Source organism: Clostridium sp. AM29-11AC, from assembly GCF_003480545.1.
GTDB classification, from domain to species: Bacteria; Bacillota; Clostridia; order Lachnospirales; family Lachnospiraceae; genus Otoolea; species Otoolea saccharolyticum_A.
The window spans coordinates 133,536-156,201 of the sequence record NZ_QUJI01000006.1; the positions used below are offsets into that span (position 1 = coordinate 133,536).

Annotated in this window: 23 protein-coding genes; all 23 read right to left on the minus strand. The window is 52.7% G+C overall.

The window, feature by feature from the left end; all coding sequences use genetic code 11:
- Positions 1 to 31: 31 nt before the first annotated feature.
- Entirely contained in the window at positions 32 to 1,354 is a 1,323-nt protein-coding gene (locus tag DW757_RS06880) for a cobyrinate a,c-diamide synthase (protein WP_015574087.1), read from the minus strand.
- Positions 1,351 to 1,947, minus strand: a complete 597-nt coding sequence (cbiT, locus tag DW757_RS17635) for a precorrin-6Y C5,15-methyltransferase (decarboxylating) subunit CbiT (RefSeq protein ID WP_015574086.1) — start codon at positions 1,945 to 1,947, stop codon at positions 1,351 to 1,353. The genes DW757_RS06880 and cbiT overlap by 4 nt, the downstream gene beginning before the upstream one ends.
- 54 nt (positions 1,948 to 2,001) lie before the next feature.
- Positions 2,002 to 3,510: a precorrin-6A reductase gene (gene cobK, locus DW757_RS06885; protein WP_015574085.1), complete on the minus strand. Its 1,509-nt coding sequence runs from the start codon at positions 3,508 to 3,510 to the stop codon at positions 2,002 to 2,004.
- Positions 3,503 to 4,237 (minus strand): precorrin-3B C(17)-methyltransferase, encoded by a 735-nt coding sequence (gene cobJ, locus DW757_RS06890; RefSeq protein ID WP_015574084.1) that lies wholly within the window; start codon positions 4,235 to 4,237, stop codon positions 3,503 to 3,505. The genes cobK and cobJ overlap by 8 nt, the downstream gene beginning before the upstream one ends.
- A gap of 32 nt (positions 4,238 to 4,269) precedes the next feature.
- Complete coding sequence (locus tag DW757_RS06895) at positions 4,270 to 5,403, minus strand: cobalamin biosynthesis protein (protein WP_015574083.1); 1,134 nt, start codon at positions 5,401 to 5,403, stop codon at positions 4,270 to 4,272.
- An 8-nt stretch (positions 5,404 to 5,411) separates the two neighbouring features.
- Complete coding sequence (cobM, locus tag DW757_RS06900) at positions 5,412 to 6,206, minus strand: precorrin-4 C(11)-methyltransferase (RefSeq protein ID WP_118751341.1); 795 nt, start codon at positions 6,204 to 6,206, stop codon at positions 5,412 to 5,414.
- Between the two features lie 71 nt (positions 6,207 to 6,277).
- Positions 6,278 to 6,964 carry a precorrin-2 C(20)-methyltransferase gene (gene cobI, locus DW757_RS06905; RefSeq protein ID WP_015574081.1) on the minus strand — a complete coding sequence of 229 codons (687 nt, stop codon included), beginning with the start codon at positions 6,962 to 6,964 and terminating at the stop codon, positions 6,278 to 6,280.
- Between the two features lie 46 nt (positions 6,965 to 7,010).
- On the minus strand, positions 7,011 to 8,342 hold the full coding sequence (cbiD, locus tag DW757_RS06910) for a cobalt-precorrin-5B (C(1))-methyltransferase CbiD (RefSeq protein WP_118751368.1): 1,332 nt from the start codon (positions 8,340 to 8,342) through the stop codon (positions 7,011 to 7,013).
- 71 nt (positions 8,343 to 8,413) lie between these two features.
- Positions 8,414 to 8,635 carry a small, acid-soluble spore protein, alpha/beta type gene (locus tag DW757_RS06915; RefSeq protein WP_118751342.1) on the minus strand — a complete coding sequence of 74 codons (222 nt, stop codon included), beginning with the start codon at positions 8,633 to 8,635 and terminating at the stop codon, positions 8,414 to 8,416.
- Positions 8,636 to 8,738: 103 nt separating this feature from the next.
- Positions 8,739 to 8,978, minus strand: a complete 240-nt coding sequence (locus DW757_RS06920) for a hypothetical protein (protein WP_015574079.1) — start codon at positions 8,976 to 8,978, stop codon at positions 8,739 to 8,741.
- Positions 8,975 to 9,799, minus strand: a complete 825-nt coding sequence (locus tag DW757_RS06925) for a DUF1700 domain-containing protein (protein ID WP_015574078.1) — start codon at positions 9,797 to 9,799, stop codon at positions 8,975 to 8,977. The genes DW757_RS06920 and DW757_RS06925 overlap by 4 nt, the downstream gene beginning before the upstream one ends.
- Positions 9,799 to 10,113, minus strand: a complete 315-nt coding sequence (locus DW757_RS06930; RefSeq protein WP_015574077.1) for a PadR family transcriptional regulator — start codon at positions 10,111 to 10,113, stop codon at positions 9,799 to 9,801. Before DW757_RS06930 ends, DW757_RS06925 begins: the two co-directional genes overlap by 1 nt.
- Before the next feature lie 349 nt (positions 10,114 to 10,462).
- Positions 10,463 to 11,719 carry an MFS transporter gene (locus tag DW757_RS06935; protein WP_243033468.1) on the minus strand — a complete coding sequence of 419 codons (1,257 nt, stop codon included), beginning with the start codon at positions 11,717 to 11,719 and terminating at the stop codon, positions 10,463 to 10,465.
- Positions 11,720 to 12,385: 666 nt separating this feature from the next.
- A complete protein-coding gene (locus DW757_RS06945; RefSeq protein WP_118751345.1) occupies positions 12,386 to 13,099 on the minus strand; it encodes an MIP/aquaporin family protein in 714 nt (237 codons plus the stop codon).
- Positions 13,100 to 13,128: 29 nt separating this feature from the next.
- Positions 13,129 to 14,145, minus strand: coding sequence for an AraC family transcriptional regulator (locus DW757_RS06950; RefSeq protein WP_015574073.1), 1,017 nt, complete (start codon positions 14,143 to 14,145; stop codon positions 13,129 to 13,131).
- Between the two features lie 3 nt (positions 14,146 to 14,148).
- Positions 14,149 to 15,480, minus strand: coding sequence for a PocR ligand-binding domain-containing protein (locus tag DW757_RS06955; protein WP_015574072.1), 1,332 nt, complete (start codon positions 15,478 to 15,480; stop codon positions 14,149 to 14,151).
- Positions 15,481 to 15,561: 81 nt separating this feature from the next.
- The gene (locus DW757_RS06960; protein ID WP_015574071.1) at positions 15,562 to 16,677 is read right to left on the minus strand and encodes a 1-propanol dehydrogenase PduQ; all 1,116 of its coding nucleotides are present in this window, start codon (positions 16,675 to 16,677) and stop codon (positions 15,562 to 15,564) included.
- A 35-nt stretch (positions 16,678 to 16,712) separates the two neighbouring features.
- Positions 16,713 to 18,128, minus strand: coding sequence for an aldehyde dehydrogenase family protein (locus DW757_RS06965; protein WP_015574070.1), 1,416 nt, complete (start codon positions 18,126 to 18,128; stop codon positions 16,713 to 16,715).
- A gap of 17 nt (positions 18,129 to 18,145) precedes the next feature.
- Positions 18,146 to 18,967 carry an ethanolamine utilization protein EutJ gene (eutJ, locus tag DW757_RS06970; RefSeq protein ID WP_015574069.1) on the minus strand — a complete coding sequence of 274 codons (822 nt, stop codon included), beginning with the start codon at positions 18,965 to 18,967 and terminating at the stop codon, positions 18,146 to 18,148.
- A 58-nt stretch (positions 18,968 to 19,025) separates the two neighbouring features.
- Complete coding sequence (locus DW757_RS06975; protein ID WP_015574068.1) at positions 19,026 to 19,673, minus strand: phosphate propanoyltransferase; 648 nt, start codon at positions 19,671 to 19,673, stop codon at positions 19,026 to 19,028.
- A 95-nt stretch (positions 19,674 to 19,768) separates the two neighbouring features.
- Positions 19,769 to 20,047 carry a propanediol utilization microcompartment protein PduA gene (gene pduA / locus DW757_RS06980; protein WP_015574067.1) on the minus strand — a complete coding sequence of 93 codons (279 nt, stop codon included), beginning with the start codon at positions 20,045 to 20,047 and terminating at the stop codon, positions 19,769 to 19,771.
- Between the two features lie 66 nt (positions 20,048 to 20,113).
- A complete protein-coding gene (metK, locus tag DW757_RS06985; RefSeq protein WP_118751370.1) occupies positions 20,114 to 21,295 on the minus strand; it encodes a methionine adenosyltransferase in 1,182 nt (393 codons plus the stop codon).
- A gap of 44 nt (positions 21,296 to 21,339) precedes the next feature.
- A complete protein-coding gene (locus tag DW757_RS06990) occupies positions 21,340 to 22,653 on the minus strand; it encodes an aldehyde dehydrogenase family protein (RefSeq protein ID WP_015574066.1) in 1,314 nt (437 codons plus the stop codon).
- Positions 22,654 to 22,666 lie beyond the last annotated feature (13 nt).

Sequence of the window (22,666 nt, forward strand, 5' to 3'; positions counted from 1 at the left end):
TTTATTTTACCGCTGTTTTTAGGACGCGGTCTCACTTTCTGCCCGCTTTTATCAGCCAGTCTCTTAGCCACTCCGGGCCGGAGGGATAATACAGATGTGGAAAACCGCAGAGCAGATGATCTGTCTGAACCATGCAGCGCCAGTTTCTGTCTGACAGAGGCTTTCTGGCAGTCCAGGCGCCCTCTGTCAGTTCTGTATCCCAGTAGTGAAATTCATGCCCCTTTATTTTTTCTCCAGAGGGACCTTCCAGTTCTATGTATCCGAACCGTGAAAGGCGGTCAGTCCGAAAGGCTTTTGCGTCAACAAGTCCTGCCATTTCATAAAATTTTCCGTCTGCTCCCTCCAAAAGGCGGTGAAGGTAAAGAAAACCGCCGCATTCCGCCAGGATCATTTTGCCTTTCCTGTCTGCCTGCCTTACTGATTCCAGCATGGTTTTATTTTCTGAAAGTTCTCCTGCAAAATTTTCCGGATAACCGCCGCCGAAAAGGTAGCCGTCTGCCTCCGGGAGTTTTTTATCTCTTAAAGGGCTGAAAAACTCAAGCTTTGCTCCCAGCTGCTCCATCAGTTTCAAATTCTCCTGATAATAAAAACAGAACGCCTCGTCTCTGGCAACTGCAATATTTACAGGCGGCACAGGGGCCGGCCAGATACTTTTTCCCGCTTTCAGCTCTTTCCCCTCTGCCGCCAGAAGAAGCCCTTCCATATCAATGCTTCTTTCTATCTGCTGCGCTGTCCTTTCAATTTTTTTTCTTAAATCTTTAATCTCACCCGGCAGCATCAGCCCCAGATGGCGGCTTTCTATCACGCAGTCTTTCATTTCCGGAAGATATCCGTAAACGGGAACTCCTTCCTGTTCTATCACAGGCTTTATCCTGCCATACAGTCCTGGCGGAAGGCGGTTTAAAATAACCCCCTGTATTCTGCTTTCCTCTTTATACGCCAAAAATCCTTTCACAAGAGCAGCCAGCGACACGCTGGCTCCCTTGCAGTCTATAATGAGAACTGCCGGCGTTTCCGTGGCGGCTGCAATGTCAAAGGTACTTCCCTCTGATGATACGGCGCCGATTCCGTCGTAATATCCCATGACTCCTTCGAGCACCGCAAAGTCCGCCGCCGTATCCTCCATCTGTTTTATAAACAGCTGCCGGACTTCCTCCTTTCCCAGAAAAAAAGTATCCAGGTTTCCCCCTGGAATCCCCATTACATACTGGTGAAACATGGGATCAATATAGTCCGGACCGCATTTAAAGGCCGCAGGATGAAGCCCGCGCCGTTTCAGCGCCTCCAGAAACCCGCATGTAATAAGCGTCTTTCCGCTCCCGCTTTTGGGAGCGGCAAACAGAATCCTTCTCATCTTTCTGTTCCTCCAAAGCTGATGACATAAACCGGATTCTGGCCCTGCATCAGGTGGTAAGGCCCTGCTTTTATACTTCTGGAAATCTGGACGCACACAATCTCAGATTCCAGGGAAAGCTCCTTAAGCATGGAAATTACTGTGGACAGCGTTTCCAGGGCAATCACATTTATTACAATTCTCATAGAAGGGTTCATGAGAAGAAGCTCCTCCACAATTTCCTTCATATTCCCGGAGCTTCCCCCGATAAAAGCGTGGGTTACGGCTCCATTTTCCCGGCAGTTCAGTTCTTTTCTGATTTTGGGATCTCTTAAAAGAGAAAGGGCCTCCCCCTTTTTCAGGGTAATTTTCTCAGCAGCTTTTCCTTTTTTTCTGTTTTCTTCAAAAAGGACGCAGGCCTCGGGCTTTTTTTCAAAAGCCCAGACCCGCCGCACTTTCCAGACAAGCGCCGCCTCCACAGAAACGGAACCTGTTCCGGCGCCGATATCCAGAAGGACGGAATTTTCATCAAGTTCCAGCTTGGACAGGGAAACGGCCCTTACTTCGCTTTTTGTCATGGGCACATCTCCTCTGATAAACCACTCGTCTCTCATATCAGTCCTCCATTTCAGCCTTTTTCTGTTTCATTTTGCAAAGTCCTTTTCCTGTCAGACTTTCACTGCCAGCACTGCCAGCGGTTCTGTGAGGACAGAAGCAAATTCCCCCGCTGTCCCACGGCGTATCCTCTCTTCCGGATAAGAGAGCGCCTCTCCGATTACCGCCGGACAGCCGGAAAAACCCAGTTCCGACAGCTGCCTGCACAAAATCCCGGCTGTTTTCGTTCCGGACAGCAGAATAATCATCCATCTCTCTTTGCCTGTTTCTTCCTCTGCCTGTCTCTCTCTCTGAAGCCGGCTTATTACTTTTTCAAGATTCAGCGTTCTGCCGTGGGCTGTGAGAAACAGAGCATCTTCCCAGACAATTCCAATCCTGGACGCCAGATAGGAGGGCGAGGAGATTCCTGGTTCCAGTTCATACGGGATTTTCCTTTCTTTAAGGGCAGCGATTAGCTTTCCCGCGCCGCTGTAAAAACCTGTATCTCCTGAAAACAGCACGGTTACCGTACCGCTGTCCTCACAGCCGTCCAGAAACTTTATAATATCTTCCGGAAGATAAACAGCTTTTGTCTGAACATCTTTTGGAGAAGCGTTTTTTTCCCCCGGCTCTGTTTTGTTTCCATATCTTTCCCGTACCTGTCCGGCAGTTTCAAGCATTCTGGGCGCCCCCAGAAGAACGGAACTTTCCAGAATCCTTCTGATACATCCTGCCGTCATCTGTTCTATGGCTCCCGGCCCTATTCCTGCCAGAACAACCCGCCGCTGAGAAGTGTTATGTTTCAGGGAATTCCATTTCAGAAGTTCTTCCTTTACCTCTTTAAGGCTCAGTCCGTCAGGCTCGGCTTTTCGTCTGATTACGATCACTGAAGCTCCCGCTTTTTCAGCGGCGGATACCTTTTCCTCAAAACCTCCGTTTTTTCCGGTCTCCTTTGTCACCAGCCAGCGGGCGTCTGCATAAGCCAGCATGGCAGCGTTCAGCTCCCGGGAAAAGGGCCCCTGCATGCAGATCAGGTGTTTCCCGTCAATGCCGAGGCTTCGGCAGTGGCTTATCGCTTCCTCAGACGGAAGGACTCTTGCAAAGACGCGGCTTTTATAGCCGGAAAGTTCTGTAAAAGCTTTCAGTTCCTTGCTGCCTGTGGTAACAAGGATGTTTCCCTCCGTACCTTCCAGATACCTGACAGCCTCTCTGATGCTGTCTGCATACACCGCTTTCTGATTCTCTGTATCTTTCCTCTCTGCTATTGCCTCTTCTTCCTCTCTGAGGCAGCGCAGCCTTTTTACTTTTTCACGGTCACAGGCTTTTCTGATGTTTTCTGTCACTTCCAGGGCGTAGGGATGAGTGGCGTCTATCACCAGTTCAATTTTATTTTCCCGGATAAAGGCTGCGATTTCCTTTTCATCCATCCGTCTCTGCACCACGCGCAGATGGGGCGAGGGGGAAATCAGACTGCTCCCATACTGGGAAACCACGCTGATGCAGGACAGGATATTCCTTTCTGCGCAGAACTCTGCCAGGAGCCTTCCTTCCGTGGTTCCCCCGAAAATCAGTACTCTACACATTCCTGTATCCTCGCGGAGTTACCATTCGTCCCAGAATTTCCCTGGTGGCGCTGCTTCCTATAAATACGGTGGTAAACATGTCCGTCTCTGTCCCGGCCAGCCGCAAAAGGGACATAATCTCCGTTTTTTCCCCTTCCCTCCCTATATTTTTTACAATGCCGCAGACGGTATCCGGACTCCTGTATTCCATAAGAATCCTGCAGGCCCATTCCAGATAGCCGGCCCGTTTTCTGCTGGAGGGATTGTAAATGCAAATGGAAAAATCCCCCTGCGCCGCGCATCTTAAACGCTTTTCGATTACCTCTAAGGGGGTCAGAAGATCGCTTAAACTGATAACGGCAAAATCGTGGCCCAGAGGCGCCCCCAGAAGGGCAGCGCCGCTTAAGGCCGCCGTCACCCCCGGCACGATCTCCGCCGTCACCTGCGGGAACTCGGGAAGCAGTTCCAAAACCAGCCCCGCCATCCCGTAAACTCCCGCGTCGCCGCTGCAGACAATGGCTGTCGTCCGGCCTTTGGAGGCTTCCTCAAGAGCCATCCGGCACCGCTTCGTTTCCTGCTTCATGGGTGTTGTAATAAATTCTTTGTCTGGAAATTCCTCCCGGATCAAATCCACATACACGGTATAGCCCGCTATTACCTGGCACGCTTTAAGAGTTTTCCGGGCGCGAAGCGTCATATCCTCAGGCGCTCCCGGTCCGGTTCCGACTACATAAATCTTCTTTTCCATGTTCTGTTCCTTCCTGCCGAAATTCTCTGGCCCTACTGTCTATCCTGCCCCCACTCCATCTGAATAACCCGTTTTCTCACTGCCAAGGCAGCCGTTACTCCCCTCGCCGTTTTCTTTCTTACAGCCAGCGCCGACCGCTCCCATCCTGAAGCCGCCATAGCCGCTCTTTCGCAGACGCTTCCGGTCCCCGTCACCTGTTTTACAAACTCAGATTCGCTGAAGCTGCCGGGTACCTGTTCCAGTTCCTCTGCCGTAAAAAAAATTGTCTCAAGGCCGTATGCCTCTGCAAAATCCAAAATTCCTTTTTCTTCTTTTTTCAGATCGATGGTGGCAACTGCCCGCACGCTTTCTATCCCGAGGCCTGCCTCACTAAGGATCCCGCAGGCGAGGGCTTCAATTTCTGCTTTGCCCGTCCCTTTTCTGCACCCGATTCCAAGAACCGCGTCTCTGGCAGAGAGCTTCAGAAACCGGCAGCCCGTTCTTTCTGCGGCTGCTTTTGAAAAAAGTTCCTGCCCTGTCCCTGGCGCCCCAATCCAAAGATTCATTCTGTGAAGTATTCCCGGCTGAAGTTCCGGGTTCACAGGGCCGTTTACGGGAAACTGACAGAAAAATCCCAGCTTTTCGCCTCTCAGAAGAGCTGCCGCCGCCTCTTTGGCCAGAGACATATCCTCTATCTCCAAACCATTTTTTTGCGCGAAAACGTCCGGCGAAAACAGTCCGTTTCTGTCTGTGGCGGTTGTAATAACAGGCAGCGCCCCTATGAGGGCCGCCGCCCTTTTTGTCAGCTCATTGGCCCCTCCCAGATGACCGGAAAGCAGGGAAATGGCAAAGGTTCCTCTTTCATCTATCACTGAAACCGCAGGATCTTTCGTCTTGTCCTTCAAAAACGGAGCGCAGGCTCTCACTGCAATTCCCGCCGCTCCTATAAAGAAAATGCCGTCCTTTTCCCGAAACTGCCGTTCTGTCCAGCTTCCCAGGGATTCTGAGAGGAGGAAAAGGTCTTTTGGAAGTGTTTCGCCCTTCTTTTCACAGCCGCCTTCCCTGTCTTTAAACGCGGCCGACAGGACGGCTCCCTCCGTTTCTTCTCCTTCTGCTTTCAGTTTCGCAAAAAGCTCGGCTAAGAGCCGGGCCCCTCTGTATGTAAAAGCAATTCCCGCCAGCCTCATATCTGCTCCTACCTCTCTTTTTCTGCCTGTCCTTCAAAAGAAAGAGCGTCTGTTCCCTTCCGAAAACCGGTTGTAAATTCCGGATCATAAAGCTTTGATCTTTCATAGCCCTGGTGAGCCACCGCCTCGCCTACCAAAATCAGGGCCGTCCTGCTGATATTCTCCCTTCTGGCTGTTTCATAAAGGGAGCCTACGGTGCAGGCAACCGCCTTTTCATCCGGCCATGTGGCTTTATATACAATAGCTGCCGGCGTATCCTCCCGGTATCCGCCTTTTATCAGTTCCGCCGACAGTTCTTTCAGAAGACCTGCGCTTAAGAAAATCACCATGGTAGACTGGTGGGCCGCAAAAGCGGCAATCTTCTCTCTGTCGGGCACCGCCGTTCTGCCTTCCATCCTTGTTATCACAACGCTCTGGGAAATTCCCGGAAGCGTATATTCCAGATTCAAAGACGCTGCCGCCGCACAAAAGGAACTGACTCCTGGACACACCTCGTAGGGAATCTGCTCCCTGTCCAGCCAGTCCATCTGTTCTCTCACAGCTCCGTAAAGGCAGGGATCTCCTGTGTGGAGCCGGACAGTCATCCTTTTCTCCCGCTGCGCACGGCAGACAGCCTCCATTACCTCCTCCAGAGTCATCTGCGCGCTGTTTAAGATCTCACATCCCGCTTTGCCATACTTTAACAGCTCCGGGTTTACTAAAGAGCCTGCATAAATAATCTGATCCGCCTGTTCCAGCAGCCTGGCTCCTCTGACTGTAATCAGATCCGGCGCTCCTGAGCCTGCTCCTACAAAATATACCATTCTGATTTCCTCCGCCTGTTTCTGTTAGTTTCTCTCATTCTGCCCTTCTGCGCGCTGTACAAACCCGCGGCTTACCGATCAGAAGCAATAATCAGAGAATAATACCCTGCCTCTTCGGGAATTTCCTCCAGCGAGCTAAAACACCGTTCCCCCTGCATTCCGCAGTTTTCCGCCATCTTCACCTTCAGATTTTTTTCGGACAGCAGTTCCTTTACCTGTCCCATCTTCCTTCCTGCCTTCATAAGCACCTTTACTCCCGGAAGATTCAATGCCTCTTCTATCTGATAGGAAGCCGGAATAATGTGAAGTTCCTGGGAGCCGTTTACGAGAGGGCCGTTAAACTTCGCTGCCGCCGCGCAGAAAGAGGGGACCCCGTTTACAAGCTCTGTTTCAAATCCCATGGCTCTGATTTGCTCATGGACATAGAGACAGGTGGAGTAAACAGTGGAATCCCCCAGCGTGATAAATGCTACGTTTTCTCCCTTTTCCAGACAGCCCGCCGTTTTCTCCGCAGCCTCCCGGTGGCTCTTTTTGAGAATTTCCCGGTCTTTCGTCATGGGCATGGGCAGAAACAGGCAGGGTTTTTCCTCTATTTCCGGAACTGCCTGTCTTGCTATCCGGTATGCCACACATTTTTCCTTTTCACTGTGAGGAATGGCAACTACCTGACACTCCCTGATAATCCTTACTGCTTTCAGTGTCATAAGTTCCGGATCTCCCGGACCCACTCCCACACCGTATAAACGTCCTTTCTTCATCTGCTGCCGTCCTTCCTGTCTTTTTATACTAAACTGTTCTGACAGATTATTTATTCGTGTTTTTCTTCACTGCCGCCTCCTGAAACATCCTGCGCAGGCGTTCAGCAGTCTGCCGCGCCCCTTGTGTCATTCCCAGAATCCCGGCCGAGCCGGAAAAAACAATCACCTCTGTGGAAACTGCAAACCGCTCTGTCAGCACGTTTTTTATCCGCTCTGTCACTATTTTCATCACAGGTTCCAAAATCCCCTGTTCTCTCAGAAACTCCGCCGCCTCGTCTGCCGTATTCATGGACAGAACCGTCTTTCTGAGACGTTCCGGATTCTCCCAGAACGCCAGCTTCTTTTCTGCTTTTCCGTCTTTCGAAACAGAGTTTTCCGCTGTCTCTCTGCTTTGAAGATCCAAAGCCTCTTCCAGACAGTCCCACAGAATTTCCATCCTTCTGTCCCCGTATTTTGAATGGGTATTCATCACCCCGCCGGCAACCTTAATCAGTTTGCCAAGGTGGCCGGCAAACAGTACCTCCTTAATTCCAGCCTCCGCCATCATGCCAAAGGTTTCTCCCACAAAATTACTGCATCTGACAAAGGATTCCATGGAAAGTCCCATCTGCTCTCTTAAAAATGCTTCTCCGTAGTTTCCCGGGGCCACGGCCAGAAGCGTTCTTCCCTCTTCTTTCCGGACCTGTATATCCAGGCGTATCGTTTCCTTCAGTGCTTCCTCGCTCATGGGATTTACAATTCCCGTGGTTCCAAGGACGGAGATCCCTCCTTCTATGCCCAGATGGCTGTTAAAGGTTTTTTCGGCCAGCCGCTCTCCCCCGGGAATAGAAATCTCCACATACAGATCCTGTTTCTGTCTGCAGTTTTCTGCCGCTTTTCTCACTGCGTCTGCAATCATCATCCTGGGGACAGGATTAATGGCAGGGTATCCAACGGGACATTTCAGCCCCTTTTTTGTTACCCTGCCGATCCCTCTTCCCCCGGCTATGTAAATCTTTCGTTCTCCCCGGCAGTCGCAGTATACTCCGTCTTTGGGCAGGGTCTGGGGAATCAGGGAAACAAAGGCGCAAACAAGGGCTCCATCTGTCACATCCGGATCGTCTCCCGCATCTTTTCTGACAGCGCAGAGTTCTCCTCTTTCTAAACAGTCTGTCTCCATATGCCCTTTCTGCGCAGAGCTTCCTTCCTGCCTTTTTCTTTCCCGCAGCCACAGAACCTGAAAAGAGGCATGGATTTTTCCAGGCAGTTCCAGCGAAACCCTTTGAGGCTTTTCTCCCCATAAAAGCGCCTGCGCAGCCGCCATGGAAGCAGCGGCGGCGCAGGTTCCTGTGGTAAATCCCGTTCTCAGTTCTTTTTTGTCTCTCGTGGTTTTCTGCATTCTTCTGCCCTTCTTCTGCCGGAAGTTCTCTGGTGTCTGTCTGTTTTTTAACGCCTTATCATTATATGCGATCAAACCTGTTCTTTCAATAGTCCCTTTTGCATTTCCCGTTTGCGCTTTGTAATCAGGCCGCCGATTCTGCCGCTTTCCTTTGACGTAAGACTCTTCCAGCCCCCGTTGATTACTTTGTCATCCAGTCCCAGTTCCCTGGCAATCTCAAACTTCAGCTGCTCTTCCGGCTTCAGATCCGCCGGATCGAATCCTGATTTCTTTTCCTTATTTTTCTGTGCCATAGCAGGTTCCTCCTTCTATTCTTTTAATATCCAGTAGGAGTATACCCCTTTTGCAGGCACCTATTCCTGCAAAACTGCCAATCTCTTTTTTGTTTCTGTTTTTCTATAATTCCCAGCCGCCGTATTCCCCGTCCAGGTCAAAATCAAATTCCCAGTCTCTGCCTCTGTGGTGCGGCCCGCATCCGTCATATTCGCCGTCGTCCCACTCAAATTCTATCAAAGGACGGAGCATCCTGTGAGACAGTCTGGCCCCTCCCACTGCGGCGGCTGCTCCGGACACGGCAATTCCCAGCGCGCAGAGAATTCCTCCCGTAATCAGTATAATTTTCATCCAGCGTTTCATCCTCTTTCCTCCTTATCAGACTGCCGTCCTTTCTGCTGTTTTTTCAGAGAACCAATCCATTCTCTGCCCTTTTTAAACAGCCACGGCAGAAAGGTTCCGTAAAACAAAACTGCTGCGATAAGAACGATAAGCCCCGCCCCCGTCATAAACAGACCAATTCCCAAAAACAAAAAGCCCAGGGCCGGCTGTGCTGCAATTCCAGCTAACGACAGAACAGAGACCGCAGCTCCCCCGAGAAGAAGGCCTACTGTGAGCACTCCTACTGACAGCAAAAGCCCTGCAAGCGTCAGAATAAGGGAAAAAATCCCTCCCACCAGAGTGCCGATTCCTGCAAGACCCACACCCAGCAGTCCCAGGGCAAAGGGCCATAATATAATAACTCCGACTATGCAAAGGGCCAGCTTGCCCCCCGTCATTTTCCTGTCTTTTTTTCTTTCATCGGCATAGCTTCCTTTTACATAATCATCTCTCTCTTTTTCTGCCCTTGCTTTTTCTGACTTTTTAAAGGTCTCCCCGCCGTTCTTCTCTTCTTTTTTTCCTGCTCTTTCTCCTGTAATTTCATATTTCTGCTTTCCACAGCCATATTCCGTATAGCCGCTGTCTGTAAAATCTCCGCCCTGAGCCGCTCCTTCCTTCAAACCGGAACGGATAAGCGCTGCCAGTTCTTCCGGACTTCCGAGTTTCTCCAGAACCTGCTCCTCATTTTCCCCTGCCTCGTCCAGATAACATCTGTAATAATCCAGAGCATCATTCCTGTCATCCTCAGAAATATCGGCAAGCAGTGTCTCCAGTCTGCTTAAAAATTCTTTTCTGTCCATCATTACGCCTCCATCAGAATTTCTGTAATTTTCCCGGAATAGACGCTCCACTCTCCCCGGTACAGATTCAGCTGAGCCCTGCCGGACTCTGTAATCCTGTAATATCTCCTGTTTCTCCCGTCAATAGCCATATCATATACCTCCAGACAGTTTTCTTTCTGAAGGCGACGCAGAACCGGATAAAGCGTTGACTCCGATATGTCAATGGCCCGCTTCACATCCTGGGTGATTTTGTAGCCGTATGTTCCTCCCGGTTCCCCGGACACAACCGCAAGCACCACCGCATCCAGAAGCGCTGCTCCTGTATTAAATACCATCTTCTATCACCATCCTTTTCTGTTTTTCTCCGGCTTTGCCTGGCAGCCATGCCAAAAAGCTCTCTGCATTCTGAAACGGGACAGACGGATAAAATGCTTCAAAGTCTTCATAATTCCGTTTCCGGTTTCATGTTATAACTCGTTAAATATTATACGTTATATAGTATTTTACATATTATATGATATATAATATTATATGTCAATGAGTTTAAACGGCAAATGTCTGTTACTTATCTCCTGCTTTAATTGATCGCTGCAGCTGCCAGCGCGAAATAATGAAAAAGAACCCGATGCAGCAAAATTGCATCGAGTTCTTTACAGTTTCTGTATAAGCGCGGGCTCCTTACATTCAGCGCATATCTTTCACTACAGTCCCTTCCTCCTGCCGGATTTTCCTCCGCAGAAAGGCGGCAGCCAGAGCGGCGGCCAGAAGAATCATTCCGCCTGCAAAAAAAACGTCCCCTGCTGCGGCCGCTCCTCCCCGTTTAGCGGTCCCCAAACCTGTTTCCAGAAGGGCTCCGGCGCCAATCAGAGGCCCCGCTGCCGCTCCGGCCAGAGAGGAAGCCATCTCATAAGCCGAAAGGGCGGCAGCCCGGCCGCGGGCGTCTGTGCGGCGCAGCTTCAGCGTTTCCTCCCACGGAACATATCCCTGGGCCGCAAACCGCAGAACAGCCAGAAACACAATGCACCAGGCTGTCCCTCCCGTCAGGCACAAACCGGCTGACGAAGCCAGGGCAAGACACCAGAACACGGCGGCGGCAAAGCCCCCGCCTTCCCGGACGCGCGAAAGCCCTGCGCTTGCAAGGCTCCCGGACACCCCCGACAGGCACAGGCAAAGATTCAGAATACCGTACCAGCTTTCCGGCACTCCGGCCTCTTTCCAGACCGCCGGGCCGAAAAACACCGTAAAAGTATGTTCCGCCTCACAGAGCACCGCCCCGCACATTACAAAGAAAAACAGCGGCCTGTTGTCCCGAAACAGCCGGATCAGGGCAGAGGCTCCCGCGCGAAGCGAGCCGCTGGCGCACGCCTCCTGTCCGCCTGTCTTTGGGAGGAACAGCCTGACAGCCAGGGCAAGACCGTTGCCTAAAACAGTAAGCGCCGCCAGCGCCCGGTATCCCAGAGGCGAAACAGCCGGAAATAAAATTCCTACCGCCGTCAGGCCGCAGAAAGCGGCGGCATTGTACCAGCCCAGCGCCTGTCTTTCCCGGCTTTTCCCTGCGAGGAAGCCGAGGAAGGCCGTGTCGCATCCGGAAAAGCCGCTGACAGACGCCGCCAGAACGCACCTCTCTAAAAGAAACATCCAAAAGCCGTCTGCCGCAAGAAACAAACCGCCCGCCAGCAGTCTGAGCGCGCTGGCGGCCAAAAGTGTTTTCCAGGGGCCGATCCGGTCTGTCAAAAGTCCCCACGGTATCTCCAGCAGAAGGCTTACGGCAAAAAAGCAGCTCTCAATAACCGTAATCTGGAACAGATTCACTCCGCAGGCCAGGCGGTAAAGGCTGGCAACCGGCGCATAAAAGCAGAGAGAATCCAGAAAGGCGGCCGCTAAAAACAGCCGGATTCCCCTCTTTGCCAGCCTGTCATCCAATATGCAGTTCATTCCCATTTTCCATCCTCCATTGATGAACCAGACAGAAGGGCGCAGGCAAAACGCCCGGGCGCCGCAGATTTTCCCACCGTAAACCAGTCACCTGGCGGTTTCAGTCCTGCGCCCTGGCAGCCAGACTAAACGCCGGGCAGACCGGCCAAACCGTCTGGAAGCAGAAACCTGCCCTCCTGCCGTTTTCCATTTTCTGTTCTGTTTCGATGTTAAATGGGTTTTCTCCTCATAGTCCCGCTATCTCCTTTTACGATTTCAGCCGCTGCCTTTCTTTGACAAAGCAAACTCCCCGTCCCGGTTTCGGACGGCCAGGCGCTTCATCCGTCCAGTTACCTGAAAGCGCCCCGTTTTCTGCTATTTTACCACATAGAGTCCCGCCGCGCCAGGAAATTGCGCGCCTGTGCCTCTTTTTGGCGCCCGGTTCCTCTCACAGGCCGGTTCCCATAAAACCTCCGGCGGTGCGCAGCCCTTTTCCCGTCCCCTCGCCTTCCGTCTGATAGGCAGGTGCAGGCCAGACAGAAAGCGCGCATCAAAAAAGTGCATCCCGGACGCTGTGTCAGAAACTGAATCGCCAAAACAGATAAAATCCTGTCATCTTTCCGGCATCAGTTCCCGGCTCCAAAACACGTCCGCAATGCACTTTTGCTTTTCTTTTACTCTATTTTACAGTTCCTACCATGGAAGCACCATAAACAGAAGCACAGCCGCAACCGCTCCGATAATCGACCCGAATAACGGGACAGCCGCGTAGCCCCAGTTGGAATCTCCCTTTCCCTTAATCGGGAGCACAAAGTGGGCGAACCTGGGGGCAAGGTCGCGGGCCGGGTTGATCGCATATCCGGTCAGGCCGCCTAAAGACATACCGATGGAAACAATAATTCCAAATACCAGGAAATTATTCAGTCCCACGTCGGAAGCTCCCGCCACGTTGCCCACGCCCTTGATTGCGAATACCAGCACAAAGGTGGCAACGGCCTCGCAGAATAAATTCCGGGGAAGATTCGGGATGCTGGGGCCTGTGCAGAATACGCCCAGCTTTGTCCCGGCGTCCGGCGTCTCGTCAAACTGATCCTTGAACATCAGATATACCACGCAGGCGCCCAAAAAGCCGCCTGCAAACTGCGCGATAATATAACCGGGAACCAAGCCCCAGGCAATGCTTCCGTCTACAGCCAGGGCAAGGGTTAAAGCCGGATTAAAATGGGCGCCGGAAGCCGCTCCGAAAATAAACGCCGGAACCATAACCGCAAGGCCCCAGGCAAAGGTGATCTGAATGGAACCGCCGCCTTTCATACCCGACCTGTTAAGGTTTACGTTGGCGACTACCCCGTCGCCCAGCAAAATAAGTAAAAATGTACCGATAAACTCGGCAATATATGCCATCATTGAAATTCTCCTCCCAAAAAGAACCCCCGTCAGCCCTTCTCATTCCTAGACACCGTATTCTTATACTGTTTCACAGTCATATTTTCATACTTTTTAAACACCTTGCTGAAGTAGCTGCTCTCGTTGTATCCGAGCCTGAACGCCACCTCGGCGATACTGTCGTCCGTAAAGTAAAAATACCCCTTGGCCAGGCAGATTTTCCGCATATGCAGGTATTCCATCACGCTGACCTGAAACTGCTCCTTAAAAATGCGGCTCAGATAGCCCTGGCTGATGGCGCAGTTCTCAATAATTTTATTCAGACTGATATCTGTTTTAATGTTGTTTTCAATATACAGAAACACGCTGTGAAGAAGAGGATAGCGGTTGACGCTGTTTTTGCGGAACACATAGTCCATCACCCGGAACAGCCAAAGCTCTGTCGTCATCCGGTTCAGAATCAGTCCCTCGTTCAGGGGAAACAGATACCTGACATCCTTGTTCTCATCGTCATAGAACTCCGTAATATTTAAAAGGCTCTGCCCCACAAAGGAAAAAACACGGACAAGCTCCTCCACGCTGTCTCCCACGATCCGGTAGATGTCGGCGGTAATCCGGCCGTTGTTCCTGTACATCCCGGTAAAATCCTTATTCCTGATAAACTCCAGAAGGCGTTCCAGATAGGGCTGTACAGAGCCCTCATTGCCCGTTCTCAGGTTCCCCAGAAGATCCTTAAGATGCGAAAGAGAAACCGGCTTTTCCACAATTTCTCTGGAGCACTCCTTAAGCTCCCCCTGAAAAGATATGCTGGAAGGGTAGGCCGTCATCAGGTACACAGCCGTCTCCGGCGACGCCTGGTGAATCATGCGCCCTGCCTCTATGCCGGTAATGCCCGGCAGGAGGACATTTAAAAACACCGCTTCATAGCGTTCCTCCCGGCACAGCCTGACGGCTTCCTCGCCGCTCTCCGCAACGTCCGAAACTTCAAATCCCTCTATCTTGGAAATCATGATTTTCATTGCTTCCTGGGCCAGAATATCATTTTCTGCCAGAAGAACACGATACATCCGCTAATTCACCCCTTCGCTGAAGTGCTCGGGCCAGCAGATTACCGTCCTGCGTCCCCTGCCCTTTTTGTTCTCCATTATAATCTCATAGCTGTCTCCGAAGATTTTCTTCATCTTCATCCGCGCGTGATCCATTCCCCGGCTGATGTAATATCCTTCGTGCCTGTCCCTGAACGCTTCAAAGCTGATCTCAAGCTCCTCTTTGCTCAGTCCGGGCCCGCTGTCCTCTACCTCAATCACGCACCTTCCGCCGTTTACATAGCCCCTGACGGCGACGCTTCCCCCCTCCTTCTTCAGCATCACCCCATAGTAAACCGCGCTCTGAACAAAGGGTAGGAGGATATCCGACGGAATTCTCTGCATATTCATGTTTTTGGGAACCTGAACCGAAAAATCCAGCCGGCTGCCCAGCTTCATTTTCTGGAGGCAGAGATACCGCTCCGCATTCTCAAGCTCCCGGGACACACTGACAAACGTGCCCTTTTCCATAAAGGAATACTTCATATAGTCGATAAAAACCTTCATCATTTCCCCGGTTTTCGGCGCATCTTCAATAACCGTCATGTTCACCAGGGAAACCATGGTGTCCAGGATGCTGTAGGGATCAAGAGACGCCTCCAGCTCCAGGATCTTTAAATCCTTCTGATTGCTCTCCTCCACATATTTCTGGTTCAGGTTAAAGAGCTTCTTCACCTGCCGCTGCATCCGTTCCCACCGAAGCTGCAGATTGACCTCGTTCTCCCCGAGCTGGTTGATCACCAGGAAAACCAGGTTCACAATGTCCATAAATTTCTCAAACGAATACTCCGGTATCTCGCCAAGGAGCTCCTTATACCCCTCGATCACCCCGCTCAGAGATGACGGAGTCATCACCTTTTCCAGCCTGCTGATATCCTCCGGCGCATCGCTGCACCTGACCTGTCCTCCAATAAAGCCTCCCAGGTAATGCCCCCTCACCACAATGGGGATCGCCACCTCCAAAAGACCGCAGGGGCAAAAATAGACGCTGGGCTTCTGCATGACAGCCGCCTGGATGGAACCAAAAGCATCCGACGACTTGCAGCGCAGGCTTAACTGTCCGTCCTCTCTGGCCATACGGCAGAATTTTGAAAAAAATGTGTTCTCTGTAATCGGTTCCCCTCTGTAATCTACCGTGACAAACGCAAGTCCGGTAGCCTTGGAAAGGCTTTTCTGGATATTCTCCAGCTTCTCCTTTCCAAACAGGTGGATAATGTCAAGTTCATTCTCCCGTCCCGTCTCTGCAGACGGGCCCAGGAAAGAATGATTTTCAAATTCAAAGTCCTTAAAGCCAGTATCCTGGTGAAAAACTTCCATAGTATCTACCTTCCGTGTCTATGATTCAACGAATTGGGCCGCTGTTTATCGCCCTAAAATTATACCACAGACCGGGACAGATTAATAGATCTCGAAAAGTATGCGCCGGATTTCTTCCGCTCCGATTTCTCTGGGTGTGGAGCCCAGGCAGGTATCCCGGAGGGCGTTCTCTGTCATATTGTCAAGCTGCGCCAGATAGTCATCCCTGGATATTCCCGTCTTTCCCACACTGTCCGCCATGTCCATGGACGCCATCATGGCTCTGATGACTGCCTTTAAGATCTCCACGGCTTTTGACGGAGGCGTCGTAAGGCCGGCCAGCTTTACCTTGTACACAAGAGCCGCGTACTTGTCCAGAACCGCCCTGTCCCCGCAGTTGTAATCAATAACGCTGCAAAGCAGGATGGCGTTGGCCAGTCCGTGAGGGATGTGGAAGGCCCCGCCCAGCTGGTGGGCAATGCTGTGGTTCGCTCCTAATCCCGCTGTGTTGAAGGCCATGCCGGCCAGAGTAGACGCCTCGTGCATCCTGCTTCTGGCCTTCAGGTTCTTCCCGTCCTTATAGCAGATGAGAAGGGCGTCTAACAGAAGCTCCACCGCTTTCTCAGACAAAGCGTCGGAAAATACGTTGGCTCCCCTGGCCACATACGCTTCCAGGGCGTGGGTGAGAACATCCATCCCCGTATTGGCTGTCACCGCCGGGGGAACAGAGAGCGTCAGCGTCGGATCGAGAATCGCCACGTCCGCCAGAAGCTCGTCGTCGGCAATCAGGTGCTTTGACCTGTTCTCCACGTCTGTGATAACCGTCGCGTTCGTCACCTCGGAGCCTGTTCCGCTGGTGGTGGGGATGGTGACGAAAACTGGCTTTTTCATCAGGCCGCCGTTGATTCCAAAGCAGATAATCCCCTTGGCCGTGTCAATGGCAGAGCCGCCGCCGAAAGCGATTACCACGTCCGGCTTTACCTTCGCGCCCATATTTAATCCGTTTCCCACTACCTCTGTAGTGGGATCCGGGATAGCCTGGTCGAAAATCTCTACCCGGCAGCTGGGGTCAATGGCTTCCACCACTTTTTTCACGCTTCCGTTTTCAGCCATAAACTTGTCGCAGACAATGTAAACTGTCTTATTCTTGTAGATATTCAGATACTGCATGGCCGTTTCGCCGGAACGGATTTTTGTCTTAATATATACGTTTGACATCTGTGTTCACTCCTTCGCGTTTCTGTTTGCGTCAATTAGCGGATGCTGAACGCGTCGGACATGACGCAGCGGCGCTTCCGGCAGAAGGATCTGGCGGAGGTCAGTCCCTCCCCGGTGGGACCTGCAATGGTGAAAGTGGCATGTCCCTCTCCCCCTGCTCCGATTCCTGCGTAGGACGGAGCGTTCTTTACAAAAATCGTGGTTTCCAGAAGCTTTGCCATCTTGCTTAACTTCTCCACATTCTTCGAGTGCATCATAGCGGTGTGGCGGTTGCCGTGCTCCGCGTCGTGGGCGTACTCGATGGCCGTGTCAACGTCAGACACCCTCACAATCGGAAGGATCGGCATCATCATCTCCTCTGTCACCAGATGATGATCCCTTCTCACCTCCATAATAATCACCTTTACGCTGTCGTCAGCCGGGATGCCCATCTTGTCAAGAATGTACTTCGCGCTCTTTCCTACAAAGGAAGTCTTGGGGCCGCCCTTCTCATTTGTCACCAGGGCGTCCAGCCTTTCAATGGTTTCCGCGTCCCTGATCTCGTAGGCCCCGTTTAACTTCATGTTCTGGATCAGGTAATCGCAGATAGAGTCAACGGCAAACACCTCTTTCTCGGCGATGCAGGGCACGTTGTTGTCAAAGCTGCAGCCGTCCACAATGTCCCTGGCCGCCTTCTCGATGTCGGCCGTCTCGTCAACTACGACCGGCGGGTTGCCTGCTCCTGCCCCGATAGCCTTCTTGCCGGAGGAGAGAACTTTCTTTACAATGGCCGGGCCGCCGGTAGCTACTAAAAGGCGCACGCCCGGGTGCTCAATCATCTTGTTGGTATTCTCAATGGACGGCTCCTCCACCATGGTAATCAGGTTGGCAGGAGCTCCTCCCTCCATCAGCGCCTTATTAAGCATCTTTACAAGGAGCTGGGAAACCTTCTTTGCCCTTGGATGAGGGCTGAACACAACCGTATTTCCGCCTGCAATCATAGAGATTGAGTTGCAGATAATTGTTTCTGTCGGGTTCGTAGTAGGAGTGATGGCGCCGATTACGCCGAACGGACAGTACTCTACCAGAGTCAGGCCGTGATCCCCTGTCTGGGCCTCTGTAGTCAAATCCTCGGTACCCGGAGTTTTCTCGGCGGCCAGGCGGTTCTTAATCAGCTTGTGCTCATATTTTCCAATCTCCGTCTCCTCCACGGCCATCCTGGAAATCAGTTCCAGATTCTCTCTCTTTAAGATCGCCGCGCGGATAATGTCCACGTATTTCTGGCGATCCTGGATCTTGGAGAACAGCAGAGCCTTCTGCGCCTTTTCAGAAGCCTCGATGGCCTCGTCCATGGTGGAGAACACGCCGTAGTTCTCCTCTTTTTTCTCAGCGAACGCGGCCGGCTCCTCAGCCTTCATTTCCTTTAATGCCTGAGCAACTAACTGCTCAATTACTTTCATATCCATTTCCATGTTTTATGCACCTTCTTTTATTCGTCTGTCCTGCTGTTCCAAGCGATGCCCAAAGGTGTCACCAGCAGGGTGTCGTTTGTCTTTACGGTTGTGATCCCCAGTTCCTTCTCGAATACGCTCTCGAACTCCTTAAAGCAGCAGGCGCCGCCTACCACATATACCCTGTCCGTGTCGTACCCGGCAAGGAACCGTTTCACAATAGAAGCCATCTTGCTCACCACCGGTTTGATAATGGGGAACACATCGGCCTCTTTCTGCGGATCTTTCTTAAGCGTTTCCGCCTCCTCAATGGAGATCCCGTAGTACCCGGCAAGCACCAGCGTCATGTGGCTTCCCCCGGTGGGCTCGTCCGCGGTGAAAATCACCTTCCCGTCCTTCAGGATGCTGATTCCCGTGGTTCCGCCGCCCACGTCCACCACAGCCCCGTCGGTAATCCCAAGCACGCTGGCGGCCGCCGTGGGCTCATCGATCACATTCGTCACCTCAAAGCCCGCGCCCTCCACCACGTTGGCGATGCACCGGACGTTTCCTGACAGGATCCCCGGCGGGATGGCCGTGGCCGCCGCATCAAGGCTGGTCCCCAGCCGCTCCTCCAGCTCTGCCTTCAGCTCCCTGACTGTCCGGATCGCCCCCACAAAGTCAACGACAATACCGTCCTTCACCACATGGGAAGGGGCTGTTGCTCCGGCTACGGGGCGGTTGTCTGAATCCGTGACGGCGATGACAATGTTCGCCGTTCCCAGATCCACCCCTGTCTTTAAAGCCCCTGAAAACGGCCTTGCCTTCTTCTCCTCAATCAGCTGTGCAAACTCTGCAAGCACCTTGTTTTCTACCAGCATACAACCCCTCTTCTCTGATTCTTTTTATTTTCCGCTTTCTGAAGCTTCTCTTAAACCGTCATCTTCCCTGGGGCCTTTTAAGAATCACATAGTCGTTATTCTTCAGCGCGCAGGCGTTGGCCTCGTCTATATCCACATGCATTTCCAGGGAAAATTTGTCGGAAACCCGCACCAGCACGTCGCCGAACACGCCGTGCCGCTCCCCGAAGGTTTCTACTTCCACGATGTCCTTGTCCTTCACTCCCATGGCCTCTGCCTGGGCGAGAGTCATGTGGATATGCCTCAGGGCCACAATCGCCCCCTCTGTCAGGGCAACGGTTCCCTTCGGCCCTACCAGCTCAATTCCCGGCGTGCCGGACAGATCGCCGGACTCCCTGACCGGCGGCCGGATTCCTAACCGGAAACTGTCCGTCTTTGAGATCTCCACCTGGCTTTTGCTCCTCACCGGCCCCAGGATACGCACGTTTTTAAACTCGCCCTTAGGCCCGCGGATGGTTACGGTTTCATTGGCCGCAAACTGGCCCGGCTGTTTTAAATCGCCTTTCTTTGTCAGCTCGCAGCCCGGCCCGTATAAAATTTCCAGATCCTCTTTCGTTACATGGACATGGCGGTTGGAAACTCCTATCGGGATTTTGTATGTATTGTACTCTCTGATTTTCTCGATTACTCTCTCAGTAACCAGCCTTATGAGCTTCTCATCAACCATTGATTTCACCTTTTCGCTGTTTTCTGCCGCACAGAAACCGGACGGTCAAAGGATCGCCGGCCCCTTACGCGGCTCTTCCTGTCATGCTGCGGCTATTATAAGGATTTCGGAAGGATCTTCTCCACGTCTGTGTGCGGTCTTGGAATAACATGCTGGGATACAACCTGTCCCACATTGGCTGCTGCGGCTGCGCCTGCGTCTACGGATGCCTTTACAGCTCCCACATCCCCGCGTACCATAACGGTTACAAGACCGGAGCCGATTTTCTCATATCCGATTAAGGAAACATTTGCTGCCTTTGTCATGGCGTCCGCTGCCTCGATAGCTCCTACTAATCCTTTTGTCTCAACCATTCCTAATGCTTCGTTTGACATATTCTTGTCCTCCTGGATTTTATTTTTTTAAACAATATACTGTGAAATTCCGTCCGCGCCTGTTTCTCAGACGGAAAGCTGCTTTAAGATCCAGGCCTTATCCGTGTCCTCCCACTTAAAGCCCTGATCCTCTCTCCCGAAATGGCCGTAAGCAGCCGTTTTCCGAAACTGGGGCTTTCTAAGCTCCAGCTGGGAGATAATATCTGCAACGCCGAAGGAAAATACATTTTCCACCAGCCCTGCGATGGCGGAATCGGGAATTTTCCCGGTCCCAAAGGTATTGATAGTGACTGCCTCCGGCTCCACGCCTCCGATAACGTAGGCAAGAGCCACCTCGCAGCGGTCGGCCAGTCCTGCGGCCACAATGTTTTTCGCCGTATATCTGGCCATATAGGCCGCCGACCGGTCCACCTTGGTGGGATCCTTCCCGGAGAAAGCCCCTCCGCCGTGTTTTCCGATGGTGCCGTAGGTGTCCACCATGATTTTCCTTCCCGTCACGCCTGTGTCCCCGGCAGGCCCGCCGATGACGAACCGGCCTGTGGGATTAATATGTATCCTGGTCTGGGACGTGAGCCACTTTCTGTCAATGACAGGCTCTATCACCAGGCACCGGATCACCGCTTCCAGAACGCTGCGGGGAATCGCCTCGCTGTGCTGGGCGGAGATAACGATGCTTTCAATGGAGACGGGAGTCCCGTCCGCCCGGCAGCGCATCGTCACCTGGCTCTTGCCGTCCGGATAAAGGAAATCTGCCTTTCCCTGCTTTCTCACCGCCGCAAGCTGCATCGCCAGTTTATTGGCCAGAGTGCAGGGCAGGGGCATCAGGTTCTCCGTCTCGCTGGAGGCGTAGCCGTACATAATCCCCTGGTCGCCGCCGCCGATCACCTCCGGTTCCCCCTCCCCGCTTTTCCCCACTCCCATGGAAATGTCCGGGGACTGGCTGTGGATGTTGGTGAAAATCATGCAGGTGTCCGCGTCGAATCCTTTTCCTTTTTCTGTATATCCGATCTCCCTGATTACGTCCCTGGCCGTTTTGGCCACATCCACCTTTCCCTTTGACGTAACCTCCCCGGCCAGCACCACCATGTCCGTGGACACCATGGTTTCCACCGCCACCCGGGATTTGGGATCCTGTGCAAGATACGCATCCAGAATCGCGTCTGAGATCTGGTCGCATACCTTATCTGGATGGCCCTCTGTCACAGACTCTGATGTGACGAGGTAATCACCCTCCTGCTTTTCTTCCATTTTTTTCACCTGCCTTCCCAGTGGAATCAAAACGCACCGCTTTCCTAGCGGATGGAGAACCCGCTCGTCAGGGTACAGCGCCTTCTTCTGGCGAAATGCCTTGCCGATGTGGTTCCCTCCCCTGTTATAGTTCCGATGGTAAAGCTGGTGTGCCCCTCCTTGTCAAAGCCGATGCCAAGGAGCGACGGCCCGTTCTTTACAAATACCGCCGTCTGGAGTTTTTTCGCCGCCCGGTTCATCCGCTCCACCGATTCGGAGTGGATGGTCGCCGTATGGCGGAAGCCCTGCTCAATATCTAAAGCCGCCTCCAGGGCCTCGTCAAAATCCCTTGCCCGCACCAGGGGCAGAAGCGGCATCAGAAGCTCCAGAGTCGCAAAGGGATGGGTGCGGTCTGTTTCCGCCACGATTAGTTTTATTCCCTTCCTGTGGGGGATTTTGGCAGCGTCCAGGATTACGTCCGCGCTCTGCCCCTCCATCTTCTTGTTGATGACGAAATCCTCCGTCACTGCGGTGCAGTAGAGACGGTCAATCTCCTCCGCGCTTCTTGTATAGTACACCCCGTTTCTCTCCAGGTGGGAAATCAGCTCGTCTGCGATCTTCTCCACCGCCACAATGGATTTTTCCGAGGTACACATCAGATTATTGTCAAAGGACGCCCCCTTCACAATGTCTCTGGCCGCTCGTTCCAGATCCGCCGTCTCGTCCACAATGGCCACCGGGTTGGCCGGACCTGCGCCGATGACCTTCTTGCCGGCACTCATGGCCTGTCTCAGGGGACCGCTGCCTCCGGTACACACGATGAGATCCACGTCGGGATGGCTCATAATCTCCCTGGTGGAGCCCATCAGGCTCTCGCCCACCGTCACCACCAGATTGTCAATCCCGCACACGTCGCGGACCGCGTCGCTGATCATGCCGGTCAGATACTGGGAAACCCTCACAGCCCTTGGATGCGGACAGTGAACCACTGCGTTCCCCGCCGCCAGGATACCGATGGTATTGCTGATCAGTGTGGCGCATGGATTCGTGCATGGATGAACCGCGCACACAACGCCGAAGGCGGAGAGCTCATAAAGCGTCATCCCGTGATCGCCTGTGTTGACCTCTGTAATCAGATCCTCCACGCCCGGCGTCTTTTCAACGGCCAGCCTGATCTTCTCGATCTTGTCGGCCACATTTCCCATTCCCGTCTCAGCGGCCGTCATCTCCGCAAGCTGCGTGATCCTTGGCCGGACAGCCGCCTTCACCGCCTCGATAATCTCCTTCCTCTCGTTGAGAGTCAGATCCGCGTAACGGTTAAACGCCCCTCTGGCCGCCATGACCGCCTCGCTGACGCTGGAATAGATACTGCTTTTCATCCTGCTTTTCCCT